Below are 26,259 nucleotides of genomic sequence, written 5' to 3'. Positions count from 1 at the left end.
AGGTGGTCGAACAATGGCGAACACGCGCCGGAAGCCGAGCAGGTTTCAGTCCCGAATCGGACAGCGGACGCCCGCAACCGATTGATACATCGACAGACCTCGTTTGATGGAGAGCGTCAACGGCTCCACTGACCAGGAGAACTGCCCGATTTGAGCGATCATCCGGGGTCTCCGTGTTACGCGGGCGCAACGAGATCGGCGTAACGTCGGGCCATGGCGGACTTGTTCGAGGACTACCGCCTCGGCCCCGGCTGGGACGAGATGTTCGGCGCGCCCGGGATGCCTCGGGACGCGTACGAGGCGCTGCACGCCACCCTGCAACCGCTCTCCAGCGTCGAGCTCCGGGTCCGGGCCGACGTGCTCGCCCGGGCCTTCCTCGACCAGGGGATCACCTTCGCGCTCAAGGGCGTCGAGCGGCCCTTCCCGCTCGACATCGTCCCCCGGATCATCGCCGCCGACGAGTGGCGGGTGGTCGAGGCCGGGGTCGCCCAGCGGGTGAAGGCGCTGGAGGCGTTCCTCGCCGACATCTACGGCGCCGGCCAGGTGCTGGCCGACGGCGTGGTGCCGCGCCGGGTCGTGGTGACCAGCGCGCACTTCCACCGCGAGGCCGCCGGCATCGTCCCGCACAACGGCGTACGCATCCACGTCGCCGGGGTCGACCTGGTCCGCGACGAACGCGGCGACTTCCGGGTGCTGGAGGACAACGTCCGGGTCCCGTCCGGGGTCAGCTACGTGATGGAGAACCGGCGGGCCATGGCGCACGTGCTGCCGGAGGTCTTCGCCGCCACCCGGATCCAGCCGGTCGAGTCGTACCCGGGGCAGTTGCTGCGGGCGCTGCGCGCGGCGGCACCGGTCGGGGTCACCGACCCGACGGTGGTGGTGCTGACCCCGGGTGTGCACAACTCCGCCTACTTCGAGCACGCGCTGCTGGCCCGCGAGATGGGCGTCGAACTGGTCGAGGGTCGGGACCTCGTCTGCGTGGGTAACGAGATCGCCATGCGCACCACCGCCGGCGAGCAGCGGGTCGACGTCATCTACCGGCGCATCGACGACGAGTTCCTCGACCCGGTGCACTTCCGGGCCGACTCCGTGCTCGGGGTCGCCGGGCTGCTCAACGCGGCCCGGGCCGGCCGGGTCACCGTCGCCAACGCGGTCGGCAACGGGGTCGCGGACGACAAGCTGCTCTACTCGTACGTCCCGGAGCTGATCCGCTACTACCTGGCCGAGCAGCCGATCCTGTCCAACGTGGAGACGTACCGGCTCGAGGACCCGGACGTGCGAGACCACGTCCTCGACCGCCTCCCCGAGCTCGTGCTCAAGCCGGTCGACGGCTCGGGCGGGATGGGCATCGTGATCGGCTCCCAGGCCAGCGAGGAGGAACTCGCCGAGCTGCGGCACCGGATCACCGTCGACCCACGCGGCTGGATCGCCCAGCGCGAGGTGGCGCTCTCCATGGTGCCGACCCTGATCGACAACCGGCTGCGGGCCCGGCACGTGGACCTGCGGCCGTTCGCGGTCAACGACGGGCAGCGGGTCACGGTGCTGCCTGGCGGGCTGACCCGGGTGGCCCTCCCGGAGGGGGCGCTGGTGGTCAACTCCAGCCAGGGCGGGGGGTCGAAGGACACCTGGGTACTCGCCGAGCCGCCCGCCGGGCTCAGCGCGGTCGACCTGGCCACCGGGATCGAGCCGACCAACCCGGAGAGCCCGCTCGCGCCACCGGTCCCGGCGCCGCGTAGCCCGGACCCCGGGCCGGACGCCGGCCTGGTCAGCGCGCAGCAGCAGCAACAGCAGCAGTCCGGCCGGGAGAGCGCCGCCGCACCGGGGTGGTCGGGGTGCTGAGCCGGATCGCCGAGTCGCTCTACTGGATCGGCCGCTACGTCGAGCGGGCCGAGGACACCGCCCGGATCCTCGACGTGCACCTGCATCGGATGGTCGCCGACCCGTGGGTCGACGAGGCGACCGCCTGCCGCTCCCTGCTCACCGTGATGGGCTTCGGGCGGCTGGAGCAGCCGGTCACCGCGGCCCGGGTGGTCGGGGTGCTCGGCCTGGACGAGGAGAACCCGAGCTCGGTGGTCGGGGCGCTCGCCGCTGCCCGGGAGAACGCCCGGGGCGCCCGGGAAACCATCTCGGCCGACATGTGGGAGTGCCTCAACTCGACCTGGCACGGCCTGCCGGCGGTCCGGCGGCGGGCGGAGCAGCAGGGCGTACACGCCTTCTTCCGGTGGGTCCGGGAGCGCTGCGCGGTGATGGCCGGGCTGACCGACGCCACCATGAGCCGGGACGAGGGCTGGCTCTTCCTGGTACTCGGCCGCAGCGTCGAACGGGTCGACATGACCGCCCGGCTGCTCTCCACGCACGTACGTGCCGGCGGCAGCATCCCGTCCTGGCTGACCCTGCTGCGCTCCTGCGGTGCCTGGGAGACGTTCCTGCGCACCTACCGCGGCTCGCTCGACGACCGGTACGCCGCCGAGTTCCTGCTGCTCGACCGCCTCTTCCCCCGCTCGGTCTTTGCCGCGCTCTCCCGGGCCGAGTCGTGCCTGCACGAGCTGGAGCCGGCCGGCGGGCCCGGGCAGTCGGGCCGCACCGGCGTCGCCACCGACGCCCAGCGGATCATCGGCCGGGCCCGGACCGGCCTGGAGTTCCGGGCCGCCGACGAGCTGATCGGCGACCTCGCCGTGGTGCTGGGCGGCCTGGAGCGCACCTGCTCCCAGGTGAACGACGCGGTCTCCCGGCGTTACTTCCGGCAGACCTCGGCGGTCGCCTGGCTCCCGGAGGCGGTGTCGTGACCGTGTCGGGCGGGAAAGGTCCGACGGGCGGGTCGCACGGGCCGGCCGGGAGCGGGCCGTCGGGCGGGCGGGACCGGACGGGAGGACAGGGGACGCGATGACGGTGGGAAGCTGGCGGTTGAAGATCAGGCACAGGACCGGCTTCACCTACGCGGGTGCGGTCGCCTCGTCCTACAACGAGGCGCGGATGTCGCCGCGCAACGAGGCCCGCCAGGCGGTGCTGGAGGCGCGGGTGGAGGTGTGGCCGTCGGCCCGGACCTACCGGTACGAGGACTACTGGGGGACCGTGGTGACCGCCTTCGACGTGCACAACGCGCACGAGTCGCTGCAGGTGACCGCCGTCTCCACGGTGGAGACGACCGGGCCGGGCGACCAGTTGGCCGCCACCGACGGAGTGGGCTGGGCCGACCTGCGCGGGCCGGAGAACATGGACCGCTGGTACGAGCTGCTGCTGCCGACCCCGCGTACGGCGCTGGACTCGGAACTCACCGAGCTGGCCGAGTCCGTCCGGGCCGCCCAGCCAACCCCGCACGCCGCCGCGACGGCCCTCTGCGAACAGGTCAGGGACGAGGTCGAGTACGCCTCCGGCGCCACCGACGTACAGACCGGCGCCGTGCAGGCCTGGCGGCAGCGCAAGGGCGTCTGCCAGGACATCAGTCACCTGGTGGTGGGACTGCTGCGCACCGTCGGCATCCCGGCCCGCTACGTCTCCGGCTACCTGCACCCCGCGCCGGACGCCGCGATCGGGGAGAGCGTCGTCGGGCAGAGCCACGCCTGGGTGGAGTGGTGGGTGGGCCGGTGGACGGCCTTCGACCCCACCAACGGGATACCGGTCGGCGAGCGGCACGTGGTGGTCGGCCGGGGCCGGGAGTACGGTGACGTGCCGCCGCTCAAGGGCGTCTACTCCGGCCCGGCCAACACCGGCCAGGGCGTCGAGGTGGCCATCACCCGGCTGCGTTGAGGCCGGCGGAAATCGGCTGCGGGGCGGAGCCGGCGGCGGTACGGTGACCGCCATGTGCAGCGCGATGCGGGAGACGACGACGCCGGGAGAGCCCGGCGTGCCGCGCTGACGTTCCGTCCGACCGGCCCCGGGGCAATCCGCCCCGGGGCCCCGTCGTGACCTCGGACCGGCATCCTGCCGGGCGGAGTCGCCGCCGGAGGCGTACCGATCCGGGAGACCGAGATGCCCGACCACCGCACCATGCCCGACCACCGCAGGCTCGGCCGCGAACTGGAGCTCTTCCACGCCGATCCGCTCTCCGGCGCCGGTCTGCCGATCTGGCTGCCGGCCGGCGCCGCCGCCCGGCACAGCGTCGAGGAGTACGTCCGCGAGCTGGAACGCCGGGCCGGCTACCAGCACGTCTATTCGCCGCCGCTCGGCAGGCGGGAACTCTTCGAGCTCTCCGGGCATCTCGGCTATTTCGCCGACGACATGTTCCCGGTGCTGCGGCTCTCCGCCGACGACGAGTTCGTGCTGCGTCCGGCGCTCTGCCCGCACCACGCCCTGGTCTACCGGGCGCGGGGGCGGTCCTACCGGGAGCTGCCGCTGCGCATCGGCGAGCTGGGCGGGATGTACCGGCCGGAGCGCTCCGGCGTGCTCGGCGGCCTCAACCGGGTACGCGCGATCTCGCTCAACGACGCGCACAACTTCTGCGCACCGGAGCAGGTCGGCGCCGAGGTCGCCGAGGTGCTGGAGCTGATCCGCGTCGCACATGCCGCGCTCGGGGTACGCCCGGCGGGGTTCCGGCTGTCGCTGCGCGGACCGGGCGAGAAGTACGTGGGCGAGGACGGGATGTGGCGGCGCGCCGAGGAACTGCTCCGGGCGGCGCTGGCCGGGCTGCCGTACGTCGAGGCGGCCGGGGAGGCGGCGTTCTACGGACCGAAGATCGACATCCAGGTACGGGACGCCGCCGGCCGGGAGTCGACCCTCTCCACCATCCAGCTCGACTTCGACAAGCCGGAGCGGTTCGACCTCTCCTACACCGACGCCCGGGGCCGGCGTGCCCGCCCGGTGATGCTGCACCGGAGCCTGGTCGGCAGCATGGAGCGGCTCTTCGCGTATCTGATCGAGGTGCATGCCGGGGCGTTCCCGGCCTGGTACGCGCCGGTCCAGGTCCGGGTGCTGCCGGTCGGCCCGGAGCAGGCGGCCGCGGCGGAGGCGTTCCGCCGGGACTGTGTCTCTGCCGGGCTGCGGGCGGAGATGGTCGGCGACGGCTCCCTCGGCGCCCGGATCAGGGACGCCGCCCTGCGCCGGGTGCCGTACGCGGCGGTGCTCGGCGCCCGGGAGGTGTCGGCGGGCGAGGTGGCGCTACGGCTGCGGGACGGCCGGGGGATCGACCCGCTGGCGGCGCCGGACGCGCTGCGCCTGATCGCCGGGGTGGTGGCCAGCCACTCGGCGGAGCTGCTGCCGTGAGGCCCGGCCCGTGCACTCACTCCCGGGCGGGACGTGGCCCGCGCGCTCACCCCGGTAGCAGGACCACCAGCAGCGCGGCGGCGACGTAGAGCACCTGCTGTGCCGCCCGGATGCCGAGCCGGGTGACCGGGCGGCCGGCCAGGGTCAGTCCGCGACGGGCGGCGGAGACGTTGGCCGGGAACATCGCGACCATCAGCAGCGCCAGCCCGAGAGCGGTCCACCGGGCGGTGGCCGGGACGAGGAGCCCGACCACGCCGGCCAGCTCGAGGATCCCGGTCGCCGTGACCAGCAGCTCCGGCCGGGGCAGCGCCGGCGGAACCATCGCGACGAGGTCGTGGCGGCGGCCGGCGGTGAAGTGGGCGGAGCCGGTGAGCAGGAACATCAGCGCCAGACCGACCCGGAGCGCGGGCTGCCAGCCGTCCAGGACGTCGGCGCCGAGCAGCCCGGCGAGGCGGGCGAGGAGCGTACCGGCGAGCAGGGCGATCATCGGGGCCATGGGCTCGTCCTTCGGATTTCGGGAGGGGCAACTTGTCGCTGACAAGATTCCCTCCTGAAGGCGCATCTTGTCAATGGCAAGATATGCTGGCCGGTATGAGCGAGTCCACTGCCGCCGGCCGGCAGTACCACCACGGAGACCTGCGCCGGGCTTTGCTCGCCGCTGCCGCGACCGCGATCGAGGAGTCCGGCCCCGCCGCGCTCAGCCTGCGCGACCTCGCCCGCCGGGCCGGCGTCTCGCACGCCGCCCCGGCACACCACTTCGGCGACAAGGCCGGGCTGCTCACCGCGTTCGCCACCGAGGGCTTCGAGATGCTCGCCGAGACGCTGGCCCGGGTGCGCGAGGAGTCCGGCGGCACCCTGCTCGAAACCGGCGTCGGCTACGTCGGGTTCGCGGTGCGGCACCGGGCCCACTTCGAGGTGATGTTCCGGACGGAACTCCTGCACCGCGACGACAGCGCCCTCGCCGCCGCCCGGCAACGGGCCGGCGCGGCGCTCCGTGCCGGCGTCGCCGGGCTGCCGGCGGCACCGACCGGCGACGAGGCCGGCAACGCCGCGCTGGCCGCCTGGTCGATCGTGCACGGCTTCGCGACCCTGTGGCTCGGCGGGGCGCTCCCGACCGACCAGGTCGGCGACGACCCGGAGGCCGCCGCCCGGAGAGTGATCCGGCGCCTCTTCGCCGCACCCGACCGAACCTCGTCACCCGGGCCCGACTGAGCCCCGTCACCCCGCACCCGGCCGAGCCCCCGTCACCCCGCACCCGGCCGAGCCCCCGTCACCCCGCACCCGGCCGACCCCCGTCACCCCGCACCCGGCCGAGCCCCCGTCACCTCGCCGGTGGCGTCACCAGTTGGTCGGCAGCGGCATCCCCTCGGCGTAACCGGCGGCGCTCTGCACCCCGATCACCGCGTTGGCGTGGAACGCGGCGAGGTCGGGTGCCCCGGCATAGGTGCAGGCGCTGCGTACCCCGGCGACGACCTCGTCGATCAGATCCTCCACGCCCGGCCGGGTCGCGTCGAGATACATCCGGGCGCTGGAGATCCCCTCCTCGAAGACCGCCTTCCGCGCCTGGTCGTAGGCGCTGTCCTCGGCGGTACGCGCGCTGACCGCCCGCGCCGACGCCATGCCGAAGCTCTCCTTGTAGCGTCGGCCGTCGGCATCGGTGTAGAGGTCACCGGGTGACTCGTAGGTGCCGGCGAACCAGGTGCCGATCATCACGTTGGACGCCCCGGCGGCCAGTGCCAGGGCGACGTCGCGCGGATGCCGTACCCCGCCGTCGGCCCAGACGTGCCGGCCCAGCTCCCGGGCGGCGGAGACACAGTCGAGTACGGCGGAGAACTGCGGCCGGCCGACCCCGGTCATCATCCGGGTCGTGCACATCGCCCCCGGCCCGACACCGACCTTGACGATGTCCGCACCCGCCTCGACCAGGTCCCGTACGCCCTCGGCCGTCACCACGTTGCCGGCGGCCACCGGTACCGGCGGATCGAGTGCGCGTACCGCCCGCAGGGCGCGGAGCATCCGTTCCTGGTGGCCGTGTGCGGTGTCCACCACCAGGGTGTCGACCCCGGCGTCGAAGAGCGCGGCAGCCTTCGCGGCGACGTCGCCGTTGATCCCGATCGCGGCGGCGATCCGCAGCCGGCCCTTGCCGTCCAGCGCCGGCCGGTAGAGCGTGGCCCGCAGCGCGCCCTGTCGGGTCAGCACCCCGACCAGTCGGCCCTCGACATCGACCACCGGGGCGAGCCGGCGGCGCCCCCGGGACAGCCGGTCGAACCCGGTCCGCGGATCCGCCTCGGCCGGCACGGTGTGCAACTCGGTGGACATCACCTCGCGTAGCTGCGTGAACCGGTCCACCCCCACGGTGTCGGCCTCGGTCACCACGCCGACCGGTCGCCCGGCCGGGTCGACCACCACCACCGCGCCGTGCGAGCGCTTGGGCAGCAGGTGGATGGCATCCCCGACGGTGTCCGTCGGGCCGAGCGTGATGGCGGTGTCGTGCACCAGATGCCGCTGCTTGACCCAGCCGATCACCTCGGCGACCACCTCGATCGGGATGTCCTGCGGCAGCACGGCGAGGGCACCGCGCCGGGCCACCGTCTCCGCCATCCGCCGCCCTGCCACCGCCGTCATGTTCGACACCACGATCGGGATGGTGGTCCCGGTACCGTCGGCGCTCGACAGGTCGACGTCGAGCCGGGACTCCACCGCCGACCGGACCGGCGCCAGGAAGACGTCGTCGTAGGTCAGGTCCTGCGCGGGCTTCGCGCCGTTGATGAACCGCACCCGGCCATCATGCCCGAGTGCAAGGAAGGGCCCCCGCTTATCGTTTTCTGTAGATGCGGGGGCCCTTCCTAACCTCGCTTCCCCACACCCCCGGCTCAGCTGATGACACAGATGACGGCGCCGGCGGTGAGCACCGCGCCGATCTCGGCGGTGAACCCGCTCACCACGCCGGCCCGGTGCGCGTGCAGTGGCTGCTCCATCTTCATCGCCTCCATCACCACGACCAGGTCGCCCTCCGCGACGGTGTCGCCGTCGGCAACCGCGATCTTGACGATCGTGCCCTGCATGGGTGAGGTCAGGGCGTCACCGCCGGCTCCACCCGCCCCGCCGGAGCGGGAGCCGCGCCGGGCGGGCCGGCGGGCGGCGGCACCCGACGCACCCTGGCCGGCGGCTGGTCCCGTACCTCCGCCGTGGCCGGCGGCTGTGGGCGTACCCCCGCCGAAGCCGGCGGGGAGGCTGACCTCGAGCCGCTTGCCGGCGACCTCGACCACGACGGTCTCACGACCGTCGCCGGCGGCCGGGCCGCCGGTCGGGTAGCCGGCCGGCGCGGCGCCCGTGAACGGCGGCACGGTGTTGTCGAACTCGGTCTCGATCCACCGGGTGTGCACGGCGAACGGCTCGGCGGTGAAGGCCGGATCCCGGACGACCAGCCTGTGGAACGGCAGCGCGGTGGCCATCCCGTCCACCACCATCTCGTCGAGCGCCCGCCGGGCCCGCTCCAGCGCCTCGGTACGGGTCTCCCCGGTGACGATCACCTTGGCAAGCAGCGAGTCGAAGTTGCCGCCGATGACGTCGCCCGCGACGATGCCGGCGTCCACCCGCACGCCCGGGCCGGAGGGGAGCCGCAGCGCGGTCACGGTGCCCGGCGCCGGCAGGAAGTTCCGGCCCGGGTCCTCGCCGTTGATCCGGAACTCGATCGAGTGTCCACGGGGGACGGGGTCGGCGTCGAACCGGAGCCGCTCGCCGGCCGCGATCCGGAACTGCTCCCGGACGAGGTCGATACCGGAGGTCTCCTCCGTGACCGGATGCTCCACCTGGAGCCGCGTGTTCACCTCCAGGAACGAGATGGTGCCGTCCGCGCCGACCAGGTATTCCACCGTGCCAGCGCCGTGGTAGTCGGCCTCCCGGCAGATCGCCTTCGCGCTGGCGTGGATCTGCGCCCGCTGCTCGTCGCTGAGGAACGGGGCCGGCGCCTCCTCGACGAGCTTCTGGTGCCGGCGCTGCAGTGAGCAGTCCCGGGTGCCGACCACCACGACGTTGCCGTGCCGGTCGGCGAGGACCTGCGCCTCGACGTGCCGGGGACGGTCCAGGTAGCGCTCGACGAAGCACTCGCCCCGGCCGAACGCGGCCACCGCCTCCCGGGTCGCCGACTCGAAGAGCGCCGGGATCTCCTCCATCGTCCGGGCCACCTTCAGGCCCCGGCCGCCGCCGCCGAACGCCGCCTTGATCGCCACCGGCAGGCCGTGTTCGACCGCGAAGGCGAGCACCTCGTCCGGCCCGCCGACCGGCTCGGCGGTGCCGGGCACCAGGGGAGCGCCGGCCCGCTGCGCGATGTGCCGGGCGGTCACCTTGTCGCCGAGGTCGCGGATCGCCTGCGGGCTCGGCCCGATCCAGGTGAGGCCGGCGTCGATCACCGCCGCCGCGAAGTCCGCGTTCTCGGAGAGAAACCCGTAACCCGGGTGTACGGCGTCTGCGCCCGAGCGCGCGGCCACGTCGAGCAGCTTGTCGATCCGCAGGTACGTCTCGGTCGCCGTCTCGCCACCGAGCGCGTACGCCTCGTCGGCGAGGACGGCGTGCAGCGCGTCGCGGTCGGAGTCGGCGTAGACGGCGACGCTGCCGAGTCCGGCGTCCCGGCAGGCGCGGACGACCCGGACGGCGATCTCGCCCCGGTTGGCAATCAGTACCTTGCGCACTCGGTTGCTCCTCCTCAGGTTGCCAGGAACATTGTCGACGACCGGAACCGTACGCCCGTCCGGCGGGGTGGTCGCGGCTCCGGGGCTCCAACGGGCTGGTGCCCGAGGCGGGTGACCCGGGCCACGGGATGGCGTTGGGAGTTAGTCAAGTTTGGTTATTACGCTTTATGGTGTGTCGGCTACCCGAATGATGATTCTCGGCCTGGTCCGGTGGATGCAACCGGTGCACGGCTATGACGTACGTCGCGAACTGCTGAGCTGGAACGCGGACAGGTGGGCAAACGTCCAGCCCGGTTCGATCTACCACGCGCTGCGCAAGCTCACCGAGGAGGGGCTGCTGCGGGAGGTGGCGACCGAGCAGGTCGGCGCCAGACCGGCGCGGGTGACCTACGAGGTCACGCCGAAGGGTGAGGACGAGTTCCAGAATCTGCTCCGCGGCAACTGGTGGAGCCTCGGCGAGGTGGCCGACCCGTTCTTCGCCGCCTTCTCGTTCCTGCCGGCGCTGCCCCGCGACGAGGCCTCGGCCGCCCTGCGCAACCGGGCCCGGCTGCTGCGGGCGGGTAACGACAGCCTGCGGTCGGCCGTGGAGTCCGACTGGATGAAGCGGGGCAAGCCGGTCCACGTCACCTGGATGTGGCAGCTGACCATCGCCAGGGCGGAGGGTGAGATCGGCTGGTGCGAGCGGATCGCCGACCTGATCGACGCCGGGGTGCCGTACCTGCCCGAGGGCTTCCCCGAGGTTCCCGGCTGGGAGCGGTTTGACACGCTCGTCAACGAAAGCAGGTGGACCGACCCTGAGGCCGCGCCGGGTGACGGGGCGACGTCGGATGACGGGGGCGACGTCGGGTGACGGCGACGTCGGGTGACGGCGACGTCGGGTGACGGCGGCGTCGGGTGACGGCGGCGTCGGGTGACGGCGGCGTCGACGGACGCGTAATAATCAACGTTGACTAGATAAGCTATATCGCGTTAGCCTGCCGGAAGCGTTGCCGTGGGCGCCTTCCGGCGTGCCCCGGGGGGATGGGGCCGGTGGGCATACCGGTCCGGCTGACCAGGAGCAGGCATGATCGAGACAAAAGGGCTGCGGAAGTCGTTCCGCTCCCGACAGGGCAGGGAGAAGAAGTCCGTCGACGCGGTCCGTGGCGTCGATCTCGTGGTCGCGGAGGGCGAGATCTTCGGCTTCCTCGGCCCGAACGGCGCGGGCAAGACCACCACCCTGCGGATGCTCGCCACGCTGATCGAACCGGACGGCGGCGACGCCAACATCGCCGGCGTCGACCTGCGGAGGAACCCCGGCGAGGTGCGGCGCCGGATCGGATACGTGGCACAGGGCGGCAGCACCTGGGACGAGTCGACCGCCCGGGAGGAACTCGTGCTACAGGCCCGGATGTACGGCATCGGCAAGGCCGAGGCGCACCGGCGGGCCGCCCGAGCCCTTGACGCGTTCCAGCTCACCGAGTATGCCGACCGCAAGTGCAAGACCTACTCCGGCGGCCAGCGCCGCCGGGTCGACATCGCGCTCGGGATCATCCACGAGCCGAAGATCGTTTTCCTGGACGAGCCGACCACCGGGCTCGACCCGCAGAGCCGGGCACACATGTGGGACGAGATCCGCCGGCTGCGCGCAGAGGGAATGACGATCTTCATTACCACGCACTACCTCGACGAGGCGGATGCGCTCTGCGACCGGATCGCCATCATGGACCACGGCGAGGTGGTGGCCGAGGGGACACCGGCGGAGCTGAAGCGCGAGATCTCCGGCGACGTGGTGCTGGTCGCCACGCCGTCGGCGCAGAAGGCCGGCAAGGTGCTGGAGACCGAGCCGTACGTCACCAGGCGGGAAACTCCCGACGAGGGCGGGCTGCGGCTCTACGTCAACGACGGTGCCCGGGACATGCCCCGGATCCTCCGGGCACTCGACGCCGCCGGCATCGCGCTCGACTCGATCGAACTGCACCGGCCCAGCCTCGACGACGTGTTCCTCACCAAGACCGGCCGCTCTCTGCGCGAGTCCTGACCGCTCGCCGCGCCGCCCCTTTCGCCTCCTACAGGAGACCTGCAATGAAACTCGCCCGCGACACCTGGTTGATCTTCCAGCGGCAGTTCCTGCTGCTGGTCCGCCAGCCCGTCTGGCTCTTCGTCGGCGTCTTCCAGCCGGTGATGTACCTCCTGCTCTTCGCACCGCTGCTCAAGCCCGCGCTTCAGGCGTCGAGCGACGCCGAGGCGTACCGGATCTTCGTGCCCGGCCTGCTCGTGCTGCTCGCCATCTTCGGCGGCCTGTTCCAGGGCTTCGGTCTGATCGCCGAGCTGCGGGCCGGAGTGATCGAGCGCTCCCGGGTCACCCCGATCAGCCGGCTCGCCCTGCTGCTCGGCCGGTCGCTGCGCGACGTGGTCTCCCTGATCGCCCAGGCGGTCATCATCACCCTGCTGGCGCTGGCCTTCGGGCTCTCGGTGTTCATCGGGGACCTCCTGCTCGCCTACCTGCTGCTGGCCCTGATCGCGCTGATGACGTCGGCACTGTCGTACGGGATCGCACTGGTGGTGAAGAGCGAGGACGCGCTCGCGCCGCTGATGAACACCATCGCCCAACCGGTCCTGCTGCTCTCCGGGATCCTGCTGCCGCTGAGCTTCGCGCCCGGCTGGTTGCAGGGGATCGCCGACTGGAACCCCTTCTCCTGGGCGGTCGATGGCGCCCGGGCCCTCTTCGCCGGAGACCTCGGCAACGACGCGGTCTGGCAGGGGCTGTCGGTGATGGCGGTCATCACGGTGCTCGCCGTGGTCTGGGCCGCGCGGGAGTTCGCCCGCAGCGTCCGGTGACCTCTGACCGGGTACGGCGGGAAGTCGCCGGTCAGCGTCGATCGATCGACGCTGACCGGCGTCGGTCAGCGCCGGTCAGCATCGGTCAGCGGCGGCGGGCCAGGGTGAGCCCGTCGGCGACCGGCAACATCACCGGCTCGACCCGCTCGTCCTCGCATACTGCCTCATTGAAGTCGGCTATCGCCCGGTCGGCCACGGACTCCGGGGCCAGGACACGGCCGCCGCGCAGCACGTTGTCCACCACGATCAGCCCGCCGGCACGCATCCGCGGCACCAACTCGGCCCAGTAGACCGGATAGCTCGTCTTGTCAGCATCGATGAAGGCGAGATCGAGGTGGGGCTCCGCCGACAGGGACCGCAGGGTTTCGGCGGCCGGACCGATCCGCAGCTCGATCCGGTCGTCGACTCCGGCCCGCGCCCAGTAGCGCCGGGCGACCGCGGTGTACTCCTCCGAGATGTCAAAGCAGGTCAACCGCCCGCCGGACGCCAGGCCACGGGCGATCGCCAACGAGGAAAGCCCGGTGAAGGTGCCTACCTCGACCGCCTGCCGGGCGTTCACCAGGCGGGTCAGCAGGGTGAGCAGCCCGGCCTGCTCCGGTGCGATCTGCATCTCGGCGTCGGCGGGCAACAGGGCCACCGTCTCGTCGATCAGTTCCCGGGTCAGGGCGTCCAGCGGTGACGCGTGCGCCACGATGTATGCGTGCAGTTCGTCGGTGAGCGTGATTGACTTCGTCGACACCGCTCGACGCTATTGCATGGTCGCCGGCCGGGGTAGCTGTTTGTCAGCGTCTGCCGCCGGGTCTGTCAGTGTTGGCCGTCGGGGACGTGTGCCGCTGCTGTCCACAGGTCGGTGATGCGCAGATCGACTTCGCCGAGCATGGCGCGGAACAGGGGCAGCGACAGCCCGATCACCGTGCCCGGATCGCCCTGCACCCGCTCGACGAACGGGCCGCCGAGCCCGTCGATGGTGAACGCCCCGGCAACCTGCAACGGCTCACCCGTCGCGACGTACGCGGCGATCTCGTCGTCGCTGATCGCCGCGAAGTGCACCGTGGTGGCGGCGACCCGCGCCACCTCGCGCCCACTCGGCAGGTCGATCAGGCAGTGCCCGGTGTGCAGTACGCCGCTCCTGCCCCGCATGGCACGCCAGCGCCTGACCGCCTCGTCCGCGTCGGCCGGCTTGCCAAGAATCTCCCCGTCGAAGGCGAGCACCGAGTCACAGCCGAGCACGAGCGTACGCGGCTGTGGCGCGCTGGGTGAGATCGCCGGGCCTGTGGAGAGACCATTGCCCGTGCCCGTGCCCGTGGAGGCGCCGTGGCCCGCGTCCGTGGTGATCCGCCCGGCCACGGTCTGCGTCTTGAGCTGCGCCAGCGTGAGGCTCAGCGCTTCCGGGGTCGAATGGTCCACCTGTGACTCGTCAACACCACTGACGAGCACCTCGGGCTCGATGCCGGCGGCCTGCAGAAGCTTGCGTCGGGCCGGACTCGCCGAGGCGAGCACCACGCGCAGCGGGCTTGTCGTACGCACGGCGGCCTACGCTACCCGGTCTGGGGCAAGCTCCCTGCGAACGGGCCGGATCCCAACCCAGGAGCTTCTCGGCTGTTGCCGTCAGCTTCTTGGCTGTTGCCGTCGACGAGCCAGCAACACCACGGCGAGGACGACCAGCAGGCCGAGGACGACGAGAGCAGCCAGGACGCCGACCAGGACCGTCGAGCTGTTCGCCTTGTCCTCCTGCTCCGGAGCGGCGGCCGGTTGACTCTGGGTGGGGTCCGGATCGGCGCTCGCGCTCGGCTCAGCGCCCCGCTCCAGCGGCGGTACGTCGGCCGTCAGCGCCTTGACCAGGTTGAGTACGCCGTAGCCGTACTCCTCGTCCCGACCCGGTGCACCCTTGTCATCGGCGGTAGCGGTCAAGCGGTGGACGACCTCCTCCGCCGACAGCTCCGGGAACTTACTCCGTACGAGCGCCGCCGCCCCAGCAACGATCGCCGTCGAGGGGGAGGTGCCAGTACCGCTCCGGTAGCGTCCATCCACCGAAGTGCTGTAAATGTCGACTCCGGGCGCAGTGAGGGAGAGCCTCTTGCCGGTAACCGATATATCGGCGTGTTCTCCCCTTTGGTCGATCGCGCCAACTGCGACGACTCCCTCTGTCGCGGCCGGGAACTGTATCAGGAAGTCGCCGGGTCTGTTGCCTGCGGCTGCGACAACGATTATATCGGCCTCGAACGCTGCTCTCAATGCTGCATTTAGGCGAGGTGAAGATCCTCCCCCTGAGGAGACGCTGATTATGTCGACGTTCTTCGATACTGCCCATTCGATTGCTTCGGCCGTGTCATCAGTCTCGTGATCTCTTTTTCCGTTTCGTATCGGAAGGAGTTTAGCTTTAGGTGCTATCCCTAATGCGCCGTTACCTCCGCGTCCGTGAGCGGCTATCAGGCCGGCCATCCCAGTTCCGTGTCCCCCCGGGTCGCTGTCTTGGCGCCCATTTCCTGAGCCGCCGCCTCCTGTAACAGTACCTGATAGGAGATTGTTCCGAAGATCGGGATGAGGGTCCACGCCCGTATCGATGACGGCAACAGTAACTCCTTCCCCTTGGCTGAGTTCATGTGCCTCGCTAACCTTTAGGTACCTAAGATGCCATTGATTGTTACGTGTCTGGTCCGCCTTGGAGATCGTGGCTGGAAAAACGGCGACGGCCGTGGCGCAGATGAGCGCCACGGCCGCACGGATGCTGCGAGGGATCACCGGTTGTGGCCGATCGCTGGGCCAGGGTCGGCCCTGCTATTATCGCGGGTGGGCATCATTACCGGTGCGACTCCCTCTTCCGTCTCCCACGGATTGTCGGGATCCCAATTCCGACCACTCTCCTCATTGCGGCTCTGGCCGCCTGAACGCCCCGAGGGACCCAGGCCGAACGCCTGGCTACCGGTCGATCCACGACCCGTGCCTACGGCAGATCGCTGGCCTGGGCCGCCGATCGGCGTAGCGCCTGACCCACTGCCGATGACGCCACCAACCGGATTGATGCGTCGAGCTGCTCCAGCCCCGGTGGTGGGCTGCGCCAGACCTGCTCCAGGCACCCCGCCGATCATTCCGCCCGGTGGCATTGCTCGTAGATTTGGACCAGTGTTCGGGCCAAGCCCTACCTTGTTGAAGCCATTTGTCGGCGGCACGGTGGAGGGATACCCAGGAGGCCTGATTCCCGGCGGCTTGGTTCCGGGCGGCAGGGTGGGTGGGATCGGAGGCGTCGGCAGGCCGGGCCCGGTGGTCGGCGGCGGGGGCGGAACGACGCTTGGAGGTGTTGGCGGTACTGCCGGAGGCGCAATCGGTCCAGTGCCCCCGAGGATTGGACCGGCGACAGGGGGATTTGTTGTTGGAACGACGGTTTGAACGGCCGGAGTTGGGGGAGGTGTGTAGCTGGCGCCACCACCCGATGGCATCGGTACAACGGGCGGAAGGACCGGCGGCCCCGAACTTCCCATCACACTGCTACCGCCCCCGCTACTGGGATCGTCCTTCGAGCCAGCTGGAGTCTTGTACACCGGGGGTTGTCGCAGTTGCATTTGGGCGGTGGCGAGTTCGCTGCTCAGCCCGTACATGATGTGGCGAGCGCGCCAGTTCAGGTCCTCCAGGTCGCTCTGCGTCGTGGGCTGCTTCCCCTCGGGGGGACGTCCATTGTTCGCCGTAAGCGCAGCGTCGTACTCCTGTTTGGCCTGCTCCTTCGCAAGGTATTCCTTGTGAATCTCCTCAAGGTCCCTGCGTGACTCCCAGATCGCCTGAGTCGCCCCCATGAAGGTCTGATGGTTGGCGACGGCCGTATCGTAGACGCCCTGTACCGTCTCGATGAGGAAGTCAAGTCGGGCTACGTACGCCCTCGAAGCCTCGCTCTTCTCCGGTGGCCATGCCTCGATAAGGTTCTCACGGTACAGCTGCAATCTTCCCAGGTGCAGCAAGCTGAGCTCGAAAGTCTTGCGCCAGCCGCTGACATGCTGCCAGTGAGTATCCGTCTGTTGGTTGGACACCAGTTCCCAGATCTGCCGGACGTCGTGGGATGTCCAGTTGGTCGTACCAGCGATCTGGTTGCTCCGCCCCCCGCCATCGTCATCAAGCATTCGGGCTCCCCGTGTTTTCTGTGCCGCTCTGTGGCACCTCTGCGCTCTCTGAATCAAGCGGTGGCGGTGCCGCAGCGGCGGTCTTATCCAGTTCGGTCTCGACGACGCCCACGCGGGCATGTGAGAACGCGTCAGAGTCTCCGTACCGCTTGCTGACCGTGTCGGCGGCGGTAGCCAGCCCGCCCGTGCCGTCGCCGACCTCCCAGATGCGGTTCGACGTGTCCTGTTGGATGTTGCGGTGCGCGTCGAAGAACGACACCAGCTCGGCGAAGCCGTCGCGGGGCTGGGGTAGCTCGGGCAGCATGTCCGACTGGACCTGTTCCATGTGCGGGACGTAGTTCCGCTGCACCTCGCCCAGGAGCTGCTGGGCGAACTCTTCCATCCGCTGGATGTCGGCCTCGATCGTGCCGCCGTAGTCGCGCAGCCAGGCAGGGCCGAGGTCTTCCTCTGGTATCACGTCTTCTCCCCAGGTGCTACGTACTGCCCCATATCAAGGTTAGTGGTTGCAGGCGTACCTGGGCAGCCCCGTTGGGCGGTCTGGAGCGGTTTACCGAGGAAGACCGGAGATCCGCCAGGCGTCGCGACCGATGTGGGCCGGTATGCCCGACGGTGACGTCGTGCCCGGGCGGCTGTGCAGGACCCAGGTCGAGGCGGTGGTGGCTTGGACCGATGTGGCTGGTCGGCCGCGAAGGAGGATCGCCCCTACCAGCGCCGCCAACTCCTCGGCGGTGGGAGTGCCTCGGACCACCCGGAGCAGCGGTTCTTCGTCAGCCATGGCACCGAGGGTACGACCTGGTCGATCGGCGCCGGTCCCAGATAGGCGTGCCGAGGGTGTGACTGTTGTTGCCGTTGGGTACCGTCCACGGGTGTCCAGTGCGCCTCCGCAACTCATCGCTGACCGCTACCGGCTTGTCGAGCCGCTCGGCCAGGGCGGGATGGGTCGTGTCTGGAAGGCGCGTGACGAGGTCCTGCACCGAGACGTCGCGATCAAGGAGTTGGTCCCGCCGCCTGGGCTGACCGAGGACGAGCGTCGGGAGATGCGCGAGCGTTCGCTCCGCGAGGCGCGGGCGATCGCCCGGCTCAACCACGCGAACGTCGTTCGAGTCTTCGATGTACTCCGTACCGATGGTGATCCGTGGATCGTCATGGAGTATGTCCCGTCGCGATCGTTGCAGGACGTGCTGGCCAGCGACGGACCGGTGTCGCCGACCCGGGCAGCCGAGATCGGTCTGGGAGTGCTCGGCGCGCTGAAGGCCGCGCACCGGGCCGGGGTCATGCACCGTGACGTCAAGCCCGGCAACGTCCTGCTCGGCGACGAGGGCCGGGTGGTGCTCACCGACTTCGGACTGGCGACCGTGCCGGGTGACCCGAACGTGACCCGTACCGGCCTGGTGCTGGGGTCGCCCGCCTACATCGCGCCGGAGCGGGCCCGGGACGGCACCGCCGGGCCGGAGGGCGACCTCTGGTCGCTGGGCGCGACACTCTACGCGGCCGTGGAGGGGCAGTCGCCGTTCGCTCGGCCGTCCGCGATCGCGACGCTGGCGGCGCTCGCCACCGAGCCGGCGCCGACGTCGCGCCGGGCCGGTCCGCTCAAGGCAGTGCTGTCGGGGCTGTTGCAGAAGGACCCGACGAGCCGCATCAACGCCGAGACCGCGGAGCGGTTGCTCCGTCGCGCGGCGGGTCGGCGCCGGCCCTCCGGGATGTCACTGCTGGAAGGGGTACGACGGCCGGGGCCGCACGGCCCCCGTGGGCCGGGCGAGCCGCGTACCCGGATCGTGCCGTTGCCGGCGCCCCGGCAGTCCACTCCGACACCACCGCCGACACCGGCCGCGTCTCCGCCGGTGGCTCCGGCCGCGGAGACGACGAAGCTGCCGGATACGTCGGGCTCGCCGGGTACGTCGGGCGAGTCATCGCCAGCTTCGTCGCCGGGCGGGGAGACGACGAAGCTGCCGGCCGCCCCGGCACCTTCCGAGACCACGAAACTGCCCGGCGCCCCTCCGGCGGCGGAGACGACAAAGCTGCCCGCACCAGCGGCGACGGAGGACGAGCCGGCTGCGGCGGGGGCTGTGCCCGAGGCGGGGGCTGTGCCCGAGGCGGAGACTTCGGAGCCTGAGCGGCCGCCCGCCGAGCCGACGGTCGTCGTCGTACCGGGAGAGTCGGCCGACGAGGCAGTAGCGGCGGCGGGGCCGGCGCCCGCCGAGTCCGACGCGGCGGCCGGGACGCCGGAGCCGGCGCCGACTGCGCTGCAGCCGAAGGCGCCGGACGCGGTCCCGTCGGAGGCGCAGCCGGCGGGTCGGGCAGCCGTCCCGGCCGGCCCCGACGGGTACGAGGACGACCGGCGGGACGATCGTGGCCCGCTGGCCGCGCTGGCGGCAGGCAACCGGCGGGTGTGGCTGCTCGGTGGCCTGATCGTGCTGCTCCTGCTCGCGGTCGCCGTGATCGTGCCGCTGGCCAACCAGGGGTCGGACGAGGGCGGCGAGGACCGTTCTGGTTCGGCTCCGACCAGTCAACCTGCCGCTACTCCACCGGCCGAGGCCACGAGCGCGGCGCCGACCCCGACCGAGGCGGCACCGACCGAGGCGCCGGCCCAGCCGCCGTCGACTCCGGACGGGGAGCCGGGTCAACCACAGGTGCCGGCGGGCTGGATCCTGCACAAGGATTCGACCGGCTTCTCCGTACCCGTGCCGAGGGGATGGCGGGAGACCCGGGAGAAGTGGGGCTCGGGAGCCGACCAGGTCCGGGTCTGGTTCCGGGATCCGGACGGGCCGCGCCAGATGCTCATCGACCAGACGAACGATCCGGAGCCCGACCCGGTGGCCGACTGGCGGAGCAAGGAGGCGCACCGGCGGGCCAACACCGTCGACTACGAGCGGGTCGGCGAGATTCACGCGGTCGACTACTGGGACAAGTGCGCGGACTGGGAGTGGCTGGAGACCGTGAACGGGATACGGATGCACGTCCGTAACCGGGGCTTCGTCACGGCGCCCGACAAGGCGTACGCGATCCGGTGGGACGCTCCGACGGACGAGTGGGAAGAGAACCTGCCGAACTTCCAGATCGTCGCGGACGGGTTCCGGCCGGTCCGGGATTGACCGGTCCGGGATTGACACGCATGGCCGCCCCTCCGTCGGGGTAGTGATGATCCCGACGGAAGGAGGTACGACTGATGCGTTCCCGACATCGTGCGACGAAGCCGAGTATCGCGCTCTGGATGCTTGTCGCGATCGGCGATCTCGCCCTGCTGGTGGCGAGCATCGGAGTGGTCGCGCTGATCGTGCTCGCGAGCGTCGTGACCGTGGCCGTCGGTACCATCGGTGCGTGGCTGCTGTTGCGGCGAGGCGTGCCGGACCGGGCCGCGATGCCCGCTCAGATGGCCGTACCGGCAGCGGCGCGGGCGAGGGCCGGTTCTGCCCCACGACTTCGCTGAAAGTCGGGCGACGACGATAGCGGCAGCCGGATCAGTTATCGACCGCACAGGTGATGACAGGTCCCGCTGCCGCTAACCCGTATCGCCGACTGGCTCACGTGGTGCCTGCCCCGATCGACACGGTGTGGAGAAGAGTGGCCGCGCCGCGCCCACGAAGAGCACTCGAGATTCTTGGCAAGTTATGGTTCGCCGCGAACCATAACTTGCCAAGATCTTCTTGGGCCTGCCCGTCGGAGAGTGCGGTGGGACGGGAGGGTCTTGTGTTTCACGACTCGTTGAACACGACTCGTTGAAACGGTGTCACGGGGGTGGCCACCGGCTGTTCGGCCGCCTCGTCAGCTGTGCGACGTCGTGCCGGTTGTTGGCCAGGAGGCTGCTGCGGGCGTCCCGGTAGCGCGGGCAGGGCCACCGGCGCCGGCATGCCGCGCACCGCCACATCCCGAGCATCCGCCAGAGCGGCGCGGGCCGGTGTCGTTCGACGATTGCCATGGATCGGTCGCGTTCCAATGCGGACCTCCGGCGGTTGCGGGACGCGCGGCGGCTCGCCGGCTGTCAACGGGAGACGAGCCGCCGCGCGGGGGGGGTGTCCCTATGGGTTGTGTCAAGCAGCGAGGCGGGGTTCGTCCGCCGTTTTGGGCTGGTATGGCCGCTGGGTGCGGAGCATGGCGTGGAGGACGTCGACGCGGCGGCGGGCGAGGCAGATGAGGGCGGCGTTGTGTTTCTTGCCCTCAGCGCGTTTGCGGTCGTAGTAGGCGCGGCTGAGCGGGTCGGCGAGAGCGGCGAACGCGGACAGGAAGAACGCGCGTTTCAGCTGCTTGTTGCCACCCTTGGGTGGGTGTTCACCGCGGATGCTGGTGCCGGAGCGGCGGGTGACCGGGGCCAGGCCGGCGTACGCGGCCAGATGGCCGGGGGTGGGGAACGAGCTGCCGTCGCCGACTTCGAGCAGGATTCGGGCTGCGGTCCTGACGCCGATGCCGGGCATCGACGTCAGGACCGGGGCAAGAGGGTGCGTATCGAGCATCCCTTCGACCTGTTCGGCGACCTGGTCGCGTTGTCGCAGCAGGTCACGCAGGTTGTCGGCGAGTCGGGGAAGGACGGTCTCGGCGGCGGTGGTGCCCGGGACCACGACGGTCTGCGCGTCGAGTGCGGCGAAGATCTGCTCGACCAGGCGGGTGCCCATGCGCGGCGCGCGGGCCTTGACGATCTCGGTGAGTTTCGCCCGGCCGGCCTTGCGCAGACCGGTGGGTCCGCCGCACCGCGAGAGCGCCTCGAGTACTGCGGGGTGCTGCAGCTTCGGTCCCAGGACGCGTTCCAGGGGTGGGTGGATCTGGGTGAGCAGGCCCCGGATGCGGTTGGCCACGCGGGTGACCTCGCTGGCGAGGTCGTCGTCGTAGCCGACCATCACCTCCAGTTCGGCCAGGGTCTCGTCGCCGGTGTCGACCCGACGCAGGGTGTGGGGCAGGGTGCGGGCGGCGTCGGCGATGACGTAGGCGTCGCGGGCGTCGGTCTTCGCGGTGCCGGGGTGCAGGTCGGCCAGCCGGCGCATGACCAGACCGGGCAGGTAGGCCACTTGGTGGCCGCCGGCGCGGGCGACCGCGACAGGCAGCGCACCGATCGAGGCGGGCTGGTCGACCACGGCCAGGATCCGGCCGTGGCGGGCGAGTTTGTCGAACAGTTTCCGCAGCCCGGTCTCGGTGTTGGGCAGGGTCGCGTCGTGCAGCCGCTTGCCCTCACGGTTCAACGCGACCGCGTGGTGTCCTTCCTTGCCCACATCGAGTCCGATGAAGACGCCGAACCCGTCGTGCACAGCCTGCCCTCCTCACCGCGATGTCCTGGCTCGGCCGCTGGTCACAGCGCCGGACTGCCGGCATCCACGTTACGGAGAGACCTACCCCACGGACGGGGTGGCCGGGTCCCTATCAGCGGTCCGCCGACGCCACCCGGCCCGGCGACAACACCCCCCGGATCATGCGTACGACAGGGGCAGAAAGTCATACCGGACCGAGCGACCGAGCAGTCCCCGGATGGGGACGATCAAAAAGGTAACGGGGGGGGGACCGACTCCACCAGTTGCGGACCAGAGAAATCGGCCAACCGAACATATGGCATCTAGATGCCCTAGGCAACCCTTGATGCATCCTTGTGCATCCTTAGGCTTGTGCTGGCATAAGGCCGCGTGATCGAATGCTCCTGCGGACCAGGGAGTATCGGTGACAACCTCAAAGACTCAAAAGATCATTGATGACCTCACCCGTAAAATCGCCACGGGCGAGTTGAAGCCTGGTGACCAGATTCCCAGCGCCGCCGACCTGCGCGCCGAGTATGGCGTCTCGATCACCGTGGTTCGTGGTGCGATCAACTGGCTGAAGGCAACCGGCGTCGTCAAGGGAGTCCCGGGCGTCGGGGTCTTCGTCGCCGAGAGCAAGGAGTAGCCGGGCCGGGCTGGTGGCGGGACGTGAGCTAGGCTCGCGCGGGTGTCAGTGGACGGCGTGACAGACTTCTGGGACCGGCTCCTCGGAGCGCAGCCCGACCCACCCCCGTTGCTGGTCCTGATCACCGGGCTGGTCGCGCTCGCCGTGGTGCTCACCCGGGTGCCGTGGCGGATCGGTCGCAATGCCATCACCATCGCCCACGAGGGCGGGCACGCGCTGGCCGCCGTACTGACCGGGCGGCGGTTGCAGGGCATCCGGCTGCACTCGGACACCTCCGGGCTGACCCTGTCGTCGGGACGACCGACCGGGCCGGGGATGGTCTTCACGCTGCTGGCCGGCTATCTCGCACCCTCACTCGTCGGGCTGGCCGGCGCCTGGGTGCTCGGCGGCAACCGGATCACCCTGCTGCTCTGGGTCGCCGTCGCGCTCCTGCTCGCCATGCTGGTGATGATCCGCAACGTCTTCGGCATCGTGTCGATCGTGGTCACCACCGGGGTCGTACTCGTGGTGTCCCTGCGGGCGTCGCCGGAGGTGCAGGCCGCGTTCGCGTACACCGGGGTGTGGTTCCTGCTGCTTGGCGGGGTACGCCCGGTGGGCGAGCTACAGACGCTGCGTCGGCGGGGTCAACTGCCGCAGTCGGACGCCGACCAGCTCGCCTGGCTGACCGGGATACCCGGGCTGGCCTGGGTCGGGATCTTCGGCGCGGTCAACCTGATCGCACTGCTGGCCGGCGCCGCCCTGCTGGCCGGCCCGATACTGAACTCCGCCAGCCTGCCCGGCTGAGCAGCAGCAGGAGGGTGAGAACAGCGGCATGCGTTATGTGATCATCGGTGCGGGCGCGGTCGGCGGAACCATCGGAGTTCGACTGAGCGAGGCTGGGCGGGACGTGACGCTCGCCGCCCGAGGGGCGCATCTCGCCGCGATCCGCGAGCACGGGCTGACCCTGGGCACCCCGGACGGGGAACACGTCGCCCGCCTCCCCGCCGTCGGGGAGCCCGCTGCCGGTGAGCCGCCGCTGACCCCGGACACCGTGCTGGTGCTGACCGTGAAGTCCCAGGACACCGAGGCCGCGCTGCGGAGCTGGGCCGACCTGCCCGTCCTCGGCGGCGGTACGGCGGCACAACGACTGCCGCTGCTCACCGCGCAGAACGGCGTCGCCAACGAGCGTGCCGCCGCCCGGCTCTTCGCACGGGTCTATCCGGTCTGCGTCTGGCTGCCGGCGACGCATCTGGAACCGGGGCGGGTGATCGCCAGCGGGCACCCGTACTCCGGAATGCTGCACCTCGGCACCTTCCCGCACGGTTCGGACGACCTGGCCCACCGGATCAGCGCGGACCTGACCGCGTCCCGCCTGCTCGCACCGGTCCGCGACGACGTCATGCGCTGGAAGTACGGCAAGCTGCTGCGCAACCTCGGCAACGCCGTCCAGGCACTCTTCGGCACGCCGGCCGGTCTCGAGGCCGACGGGCGGACCGGGCCGGAGGAGGGCGCGGACGGTCGGCGGGCGGTCCAGGCCGACCTGCTCGCGGCGGTACGCACCGAGGGCGAGGCGGTACTCGCCGCCGCCGGTATCCCGCACACCTCGGCAGAGGAGGAGGCCGCCGAGCGCGGCGACCGGGTGGAGCCGGTGCCGGTGGCCGGGCAGCGCCGGCAGGGCGGCTCGACCTGGCAGAGCCTGGCCCGGGACGCCGGTTCGGCCGAGACGGACTATCTCAACGGCGAAATCGTGTTGCTCGGCCGGATGCACGGCGTGCCGACCCCGGTCAACGGCGCGGTGCAGGTGGCGATGCGCCGGGCGGTACGGGAACGCATCCCGGCCGGCGCCTTTCCCGTCGCCGGCCTGACCGACCAGCCTCGCGACGTGGCCAACCCGACGAGCTGACCCACGGAAAGCCGAACTGGGCGCAGGGAGGCTGCAACCACACGTCGGGGCCCAGGCGTATTGGCTATGTCCGCCAGGGGAGGTGCAGGTGCCCGACGTCGACGAGGTTGACGACTTCGACGAGTTCTACCGGGGGAGTCGGCAACGGCTGCTCGGGTACGTCTATCTGCTCACCGGTGACCTGGCCGAGGCACAGGACGCGGTGCAGGAGGCGTACATCCGGGCGTGGCAGCGCTGGTCGCGGGTGCGCGGGTACGCCGACCCGGAGGCGTGGGTGCGGGTGGTGGCGGTACGGGTGGCGATCAGCCGCTGGCGCAGCCTGCGCAGCCGGGCCCGGGCGTACCTGCGGCACGGGGTGCTGGCCGACACCCCGGCACCGGGTACCGAGACGGTGGAGGTGGTCGCCGCGCTGCGCCGGCTGCCGGAGGAGCAACGGATCGCGATCGCCCTGTACTACCTGCTCGGTCTGCCGGTCGCCGACGTGGCCCGGGAGACCGGCGCACCGGTCGGCACCGTGAAGGCAAGGCTCGCCCGGGGCCGGGCCGCACTGGCCGGGCTGTTGACGGTCACAGATCTGGAGGAGGCCACCGATGCCTGAGCCGATGCCCAGCAGCCGAGCTCCCGAACCGGAACGGGAAGCGGAGCACGCCCTCGCCTCGTCGTCGGAGTCGTCGGCCGGGGCGGGGAAGGGAGAGGCGACGGAACTCGCCGGCCGGATCGGCCAGGAGACCGCCGCGGTGCGCTGGCTCGCGCCTGAGGAGATTCGGGCCCGGGGGCGGCGCCGCAACCGGATCCGGTCGGTGGTCGGGACGACTGCGGTGGTCGCCGTGGTCGCGGTCGGCTCGGTCGTGGCCGTCGGACGGTACGGTCCGCAGCCGTCGCCGGTCGCGGGACCGTCAGCGGCCAACTCATCGACTCCGGCCAACTCATCGACTCCGGCCAACTCGTCGACTCCGGCCAGCTCGTCGACTCCGGCACCGTCATTGCCGGGCCTGGTCGAGATCCCGCCGTCGGCGCTGCTGCAGCCGGCGGAGGTCGGGCCGGGACTGGTGGTCGACCGGGTCGAGGTGCGGCCGGACGAGGTGGTGGAGGTGATCGATCCGACCGTGCCGCTCAGCTGCTCCGGGTACGCCACCCGGGCCCGTTACGTCGGGCTGGCCCGGATGATCCGTCGGCACACCGTACAGCAGCGGCCGGCCGTACCCGGTGACCCGCACAGCGGGGCGGCGGTCGTACACGAGGAGGTTTTCCGGCTCGTCCCCGACGCGGCCCGGCAGGTCTTCGCGGATGCCCGGGCCGTCCCCGACGTCTGCGCCGAGTACGTCTCTGCGGGCGCGATCGAGATCGACGGCGAGCGGCTGGCCGTGGCCGCGGTGCACCGCTGGCGGGTGCTGGCCGAGGGCTTCGCCGGGGACGAGTCGGTGCTGCTGGACTGGCAGACCACGATCCGCAGGGAGGACACCTCGGCGGTGGTGGACGGTCCCGCCAGCCGGCTGGTCGGCGTGGTCCGGGTCGCCGACCTGGTCGCCAGGGTGGACCGGGTCGACGAGTCGGCGGATCCGGCGCAGGGTCAGGCGCTGGTCCGAGCCGCCGCCGCCCGACTCTGCACGGCCGCCAATCCGCGCTGCTGAAGTCTGCGGCTGGGGCCGGCTGCTGAAGCAGGCCGCTCGGGACCGATCGGCTCGGGACCGATCGGCTCGGG

24 protein-coding genes are annotated in these 26,259 nt (G+C 71.1%); 15 read left to right on the top strand and 9 right to left on the bottom strand.

The features are described 5' to 3' along the window. Window positions 1–213: 213 nt before the first annotated feature. The 4 genes from ACN28C_RS01230 to thrS all read left to right on the top strand — a co-directional run bounded on the left by ACN28C_RS01230 (window position 214) and on the right by thrS (window position 5,199). Window positions 214–1,839: a circularly permuted type 2 ATP-grasp protein gene (locus ACN28C_RS01230; protein WP_422771781.1), complete on the top strand. Its 1,626-nt coding sequence runs from the start codon at window positions 214–216 to the stop codon at window positions 1,837–1,839. Further along, window positions 1,833–2,786, top strand: a complete 954-nt coding sequence (locus ACN28C_RS01225) for an alpha-E domain-containing protein (RefSeq protein WP_422771780.1) — start codon at window positions 1,833–1,835, stop codon at window positions 2,784–2,786. The genes ACN28C_RS01230 and ACN28C_RS01225 overlap by 7 nt, the downstream gene beginning before the upstream one ends. A 97-nt stretch (window positions 2,787–2,883) precedes the next feature. After that, window positions 2,884–3,747, top strand: a complete 864-nt coding sequence (locus tag ACN28C_RS01220) for a transglutaminase family protein (RefSeq protein ID WP_422771779.1) — start codon at window positions 2,884–2,886, stop codon at window positions 3,745–3,747. A 240-nt stretch (window positions 3,748–3,987) separates the two neighbouring features. Next, window positions 3,988–5,199 (top strand): threonine--tRNA ligase, encoded by a 1,212-nt coding sequence (gene thrS, locus ACN28C_RS01215; protein WP_422774922.1) that lies wholly within the window; start codon window positions 3,988–3,990, stop codon window positions 5,197–5,199. Window positions 5,200–5,245: 46 nt separating this feature from the next. Here the strand turns inward: thrS and ACN28C_RS01210 are convergent, their stop codons facing one another. Continuing rightward, complete coding sequence (locus ACN28C_RS01210; protein ID WP_422771778.1) at window positions 5,246–5,695, bottom strand: DoxX family protein; 450 nt, start codon at window positions 5,693–5,695, stop codon at window positions 5,246–5,248. 95 nt (window positions 5,696–5,790) lie between these two features. Between ACN28C_RS01210 and ACN28C_RS01205 the strand changes: the two genes are divergently transcribed. Beyond that, window positions 5,791–6,411, top strand: a complete 621-nt coding sequence (locus tag ACN28C_RS01205; protein ID WP_422771777.1) for a TetR/AcrR family transcriptional regulator — start codon at window positions 5,791–5,793, stop codon at window positions 6,409–6,411. A 126-nt stretch (window positions 6,412–6,537) separates the two neighbouring features. Here the strand turns inward: ACN28C_RS01205 and ACN28C_RS01200 are convergent, their stop codons facing one another. Beyond that, a complete protein-coding gene (locus ACN28C_RS01200; RefSeq protein WP_422771776.1) occupies window positions 6,538–7,977 on the bottom strand; it encodes a GuaB1 family IMP dehydrogenase-related protein in 1,440 nt (479 codons plus the stop codon). A gap of 95 nt (window positions 7,978–8,072) precedes the next feature. After that, window positions 8,073–9,890: an acetyl/propionyl/methylcrotonyl-CoA carboxylase subunit alpha gene (locus tag ACN28C_RS01195; RefSeq protein WP_422771775.1), complete on the bottom strand. Its 1,818-nt coding sequence runs from the start codon at window positions 9,888–9,890 to the stop codon at window positions 8,073–8,075. Between the two features lie 172 nt (window positions 9,891–10,062). On the opposite strand from ACN28C_RS01195, the gene ACN28C_RS01190 reads away from it, so the two are divergent. The 3 genes from ACN28C_RS01190 (at window position 10,063) to ACN28C_RS01180 (ending at window position 12,707) form a co-directional block, all read left to right on the top strand. Next, window positions 10,063–10,740, top strand: a complete 678-nt coding sequence (locus ACN28C_RS01190; RefSeq protein ID WP_422771774.1) for a PadR family transcriptional regulator — start codon at window positions 10,063–10,065, stop codon at window positions 10,738–10,740. Between the two features lie 213 nt (window positions 10,741–10,953). Then, on the top strand, window positions 10,954–11,907 hold the full coding sequence (locus ACN28C_RS01185; protein WP_422771773.1) for an ATP-binding cassette domain-containing protein: 954 nt from the start codon (window positions 10,954–10,956) through the stop codon (window positions 11,905–11,907). Window positions 11,908–11,951: 44 nt separating this feature from the next. Beyond that, window positions 11,952–12,707 (top strand): ABC transporter permease, encoded by a 756-nt coding sequence (locus tag ACN28C_RS01180; protein ID WP_422771772.1) that lies wholly within the window; start codon window positions 11,952–11,954, stop codon window positions 12,705–12,707. 85 nt (window positions 12,708–12,792) lie between these two features. On the opposite strand, the gene ACN28C_RS01175 is transcribed toward ACN28C_RS01180, so the two are convergent. The 5 genes from ACN28C_RS01175 to ACN28C_RS01155 form a co-directional block, all read right to left on the bottom strand. Next, window positions 12,793–13,446, bottom strand: coding sequence for an O-methyltransferase (locus ACN28C_RS01175; RefSeq protein WP_422771771.1), 654 nt, complete (start codon window positions 13,444–13,446; stop codon window positions 12,793–12,795). A gap of 65 nt (window positions 13,447–13,511) precedes the next feature. Continuing rightward, window positions 13,512–14,234, bottom strand: coding sequence for a Maf family protein (locus tag ACN28C_RS01170; RefSeq protein WP_422771770.1), 723 nt, complete (start codon window positions 14,232–14,234; stop codon window positions 13,512–13,514). Window positions 14,235–14,315: 81 nt separating this feature from the next. After that, window positions 14,316–15,422: a type VII secretion-associated serine protease mycosin gene (gene mycP / locus ACN28C_RS01165; RefSeq protein ID WP_422771769.1), complete on the bottom strand. Its 1,107-nt coding sequence runs from the start codon at window positions 15,420–15,422 to the stop codon at window positions 14,316–14,318. A 1,386-nt stretch (window positions 15,423–16,808) separates the two neighbouring features. After that, window positions 16,809–17,273 carry a hypothetical protein gene (locus ACN28C_RS01160; protein ID WP_422771768.1) on the bottom strand — a complete coding sequence of 155 codons (465 nt, stop codon included), beginning with the start codon at window positions 17,271–17,273 and terminating at the stop codon, window positions 16,809–16,811. Window positions 17,274–17,363: 90 nt separating this feature from the next. Continuing rightward, window positions 17,364–17,591 (bottom strand): acyl-CoA carboxylase subunit epsilon, encoded by a 228-nt coding sequence (locus ACN28C_RS01155; RefSeq protein ID WP_422771767.1) that lies wholly within the window; start codon window positions 17,589–17,591, stop codon window positions 17,364–17,366. Window positions 17,592–17,682: 91 nt separating this feature from the next. Here ACN28C_RS01155 and ACN28C_RS01150 point away from each other — a divergent pair, with 91 nt between their 5' ends. Further along, on the top strand, window positions 17,683–19,908 hold the full coding sequence (locus tag ACN28C_RS01150) for a protein kinase domain-containing protein (RefSeq protein WP_422771766.1): 2,226 nt from the start codon (window positions 17,683–17,685) through the stop codon (window positions 19,906–19,908). Window positions 19,909–19,982: 74 nt separating this feature from the next. Next, complete coding sequence (locus ACN28C_RS01145) at window positions 19,983–20,243, top strand: hypothetical protein (protein ID WP_422771765.1); 261 nt, start codon at window positions 19,983–19,985, stop codon at window positions 20,241–20,243. A gap of 601 nt (window positions 20,244–20,844) precedes the next feature. On the opposite strand, the gene ACN28C_RS01140 is transcribed toward ACN28C_RS01145, so the two are convergent. Beyond that, on the bottom strand, window positions 20,845–22,050 hold the full coding sequence (locus ACN28C_RS01140; RefSeq protein ID WP_422769885.1) for an IS110 family transposase: 1,206 nt from the start codon (window positions 22,048–22,050) through the stop codon (window positions 20,845–20,847). Between the two features lie 403 nt (window positions 22,051–22,453). On the opposite strand from ACN28C_RS01140, the gene ACN28C_RS01135 reads away from it, so the two are divergent. The 5 genes from ACN28C_RS01135 to ACN28C_RS01115 all read left to right on the top strand — a co-directional run bounded on the left by ACN28C_RS01135 (window position 22,454) and on the right by ACN28C_RS01115 (window position 26,188). Next, a complete protein-coding gene (locus tag ACN28C_RS01135) occupies window positions 22,454–22,675 on the top strand; it encodes a winged helix-turn-helix domain-containing protein (protein WP_422771764.1) in 222 nt (73 codons plus the stop codon). Window positions 22,676–22,717: 42 nt separating this feature from the next. Beyond that, window positions 22,718–23,458, top strand: a complete 741-nt coding sequence (locus ACN28C_RS01130; RefSeq protein ID WP_422771763.1) for a M50 family metallopeptidase — start codon at window positions 22,718–22,720, stop codon at window positions 23,456–23,458. A 28-nt stretch (window positions 23,459–23,486) separates the two neighbouring features. After that, window positions 23,487–24,557: a ketopantoate reductase family protein gene (locus tag ACN28C_RS01125; RefSeq protein WP_422771762.1), complete on the top strand. Its 1,071-nt coding sequence runs from the start codon at window positions 23,487–23,489 to the stop codon at window positions 24,555–24,557. An 88-nt stretch (window positions 24,558–24,645) separates the two neighbouring features. Next, a complete protein-coding gene (locus tag ACN28C_RS01120) occupies window positions 24,646–25,155 on the top strand; it encodes a SigE family RNA polymerase sigma factor (RefSeq protein ID WP_422771761.1) in 510 nt (169 codons plus the stop codon). Further along, a complete protein-coding gene (locus ACN28C_RS01115; RefSeq protein WP_422771760.1) occupies window positions 25,148–26,188 on the top strand; it encodes a hypothetical protein in 1,041 nt (346 codons plus the stop codon). Before ACN28C_RS01120 ends, ACN28C_RS01115 begins: the two co-directional genes overlap by 8 nt. The last annotated feature ends 71 nt before the right edge of the window (window positions 26,189–26,259 follow it).

The organism is Plantactinospora sp. WMMC1484, assembly GCF_049315195.1.
GTDB lineage: Bacteria > Actinomycetota > Actinomycetes > Mycobacteriales > Micromonosporaceae > Plantactinospora.
This window is presented reverse-complemented; position numbering and strand designations above follow the sequence as displayed.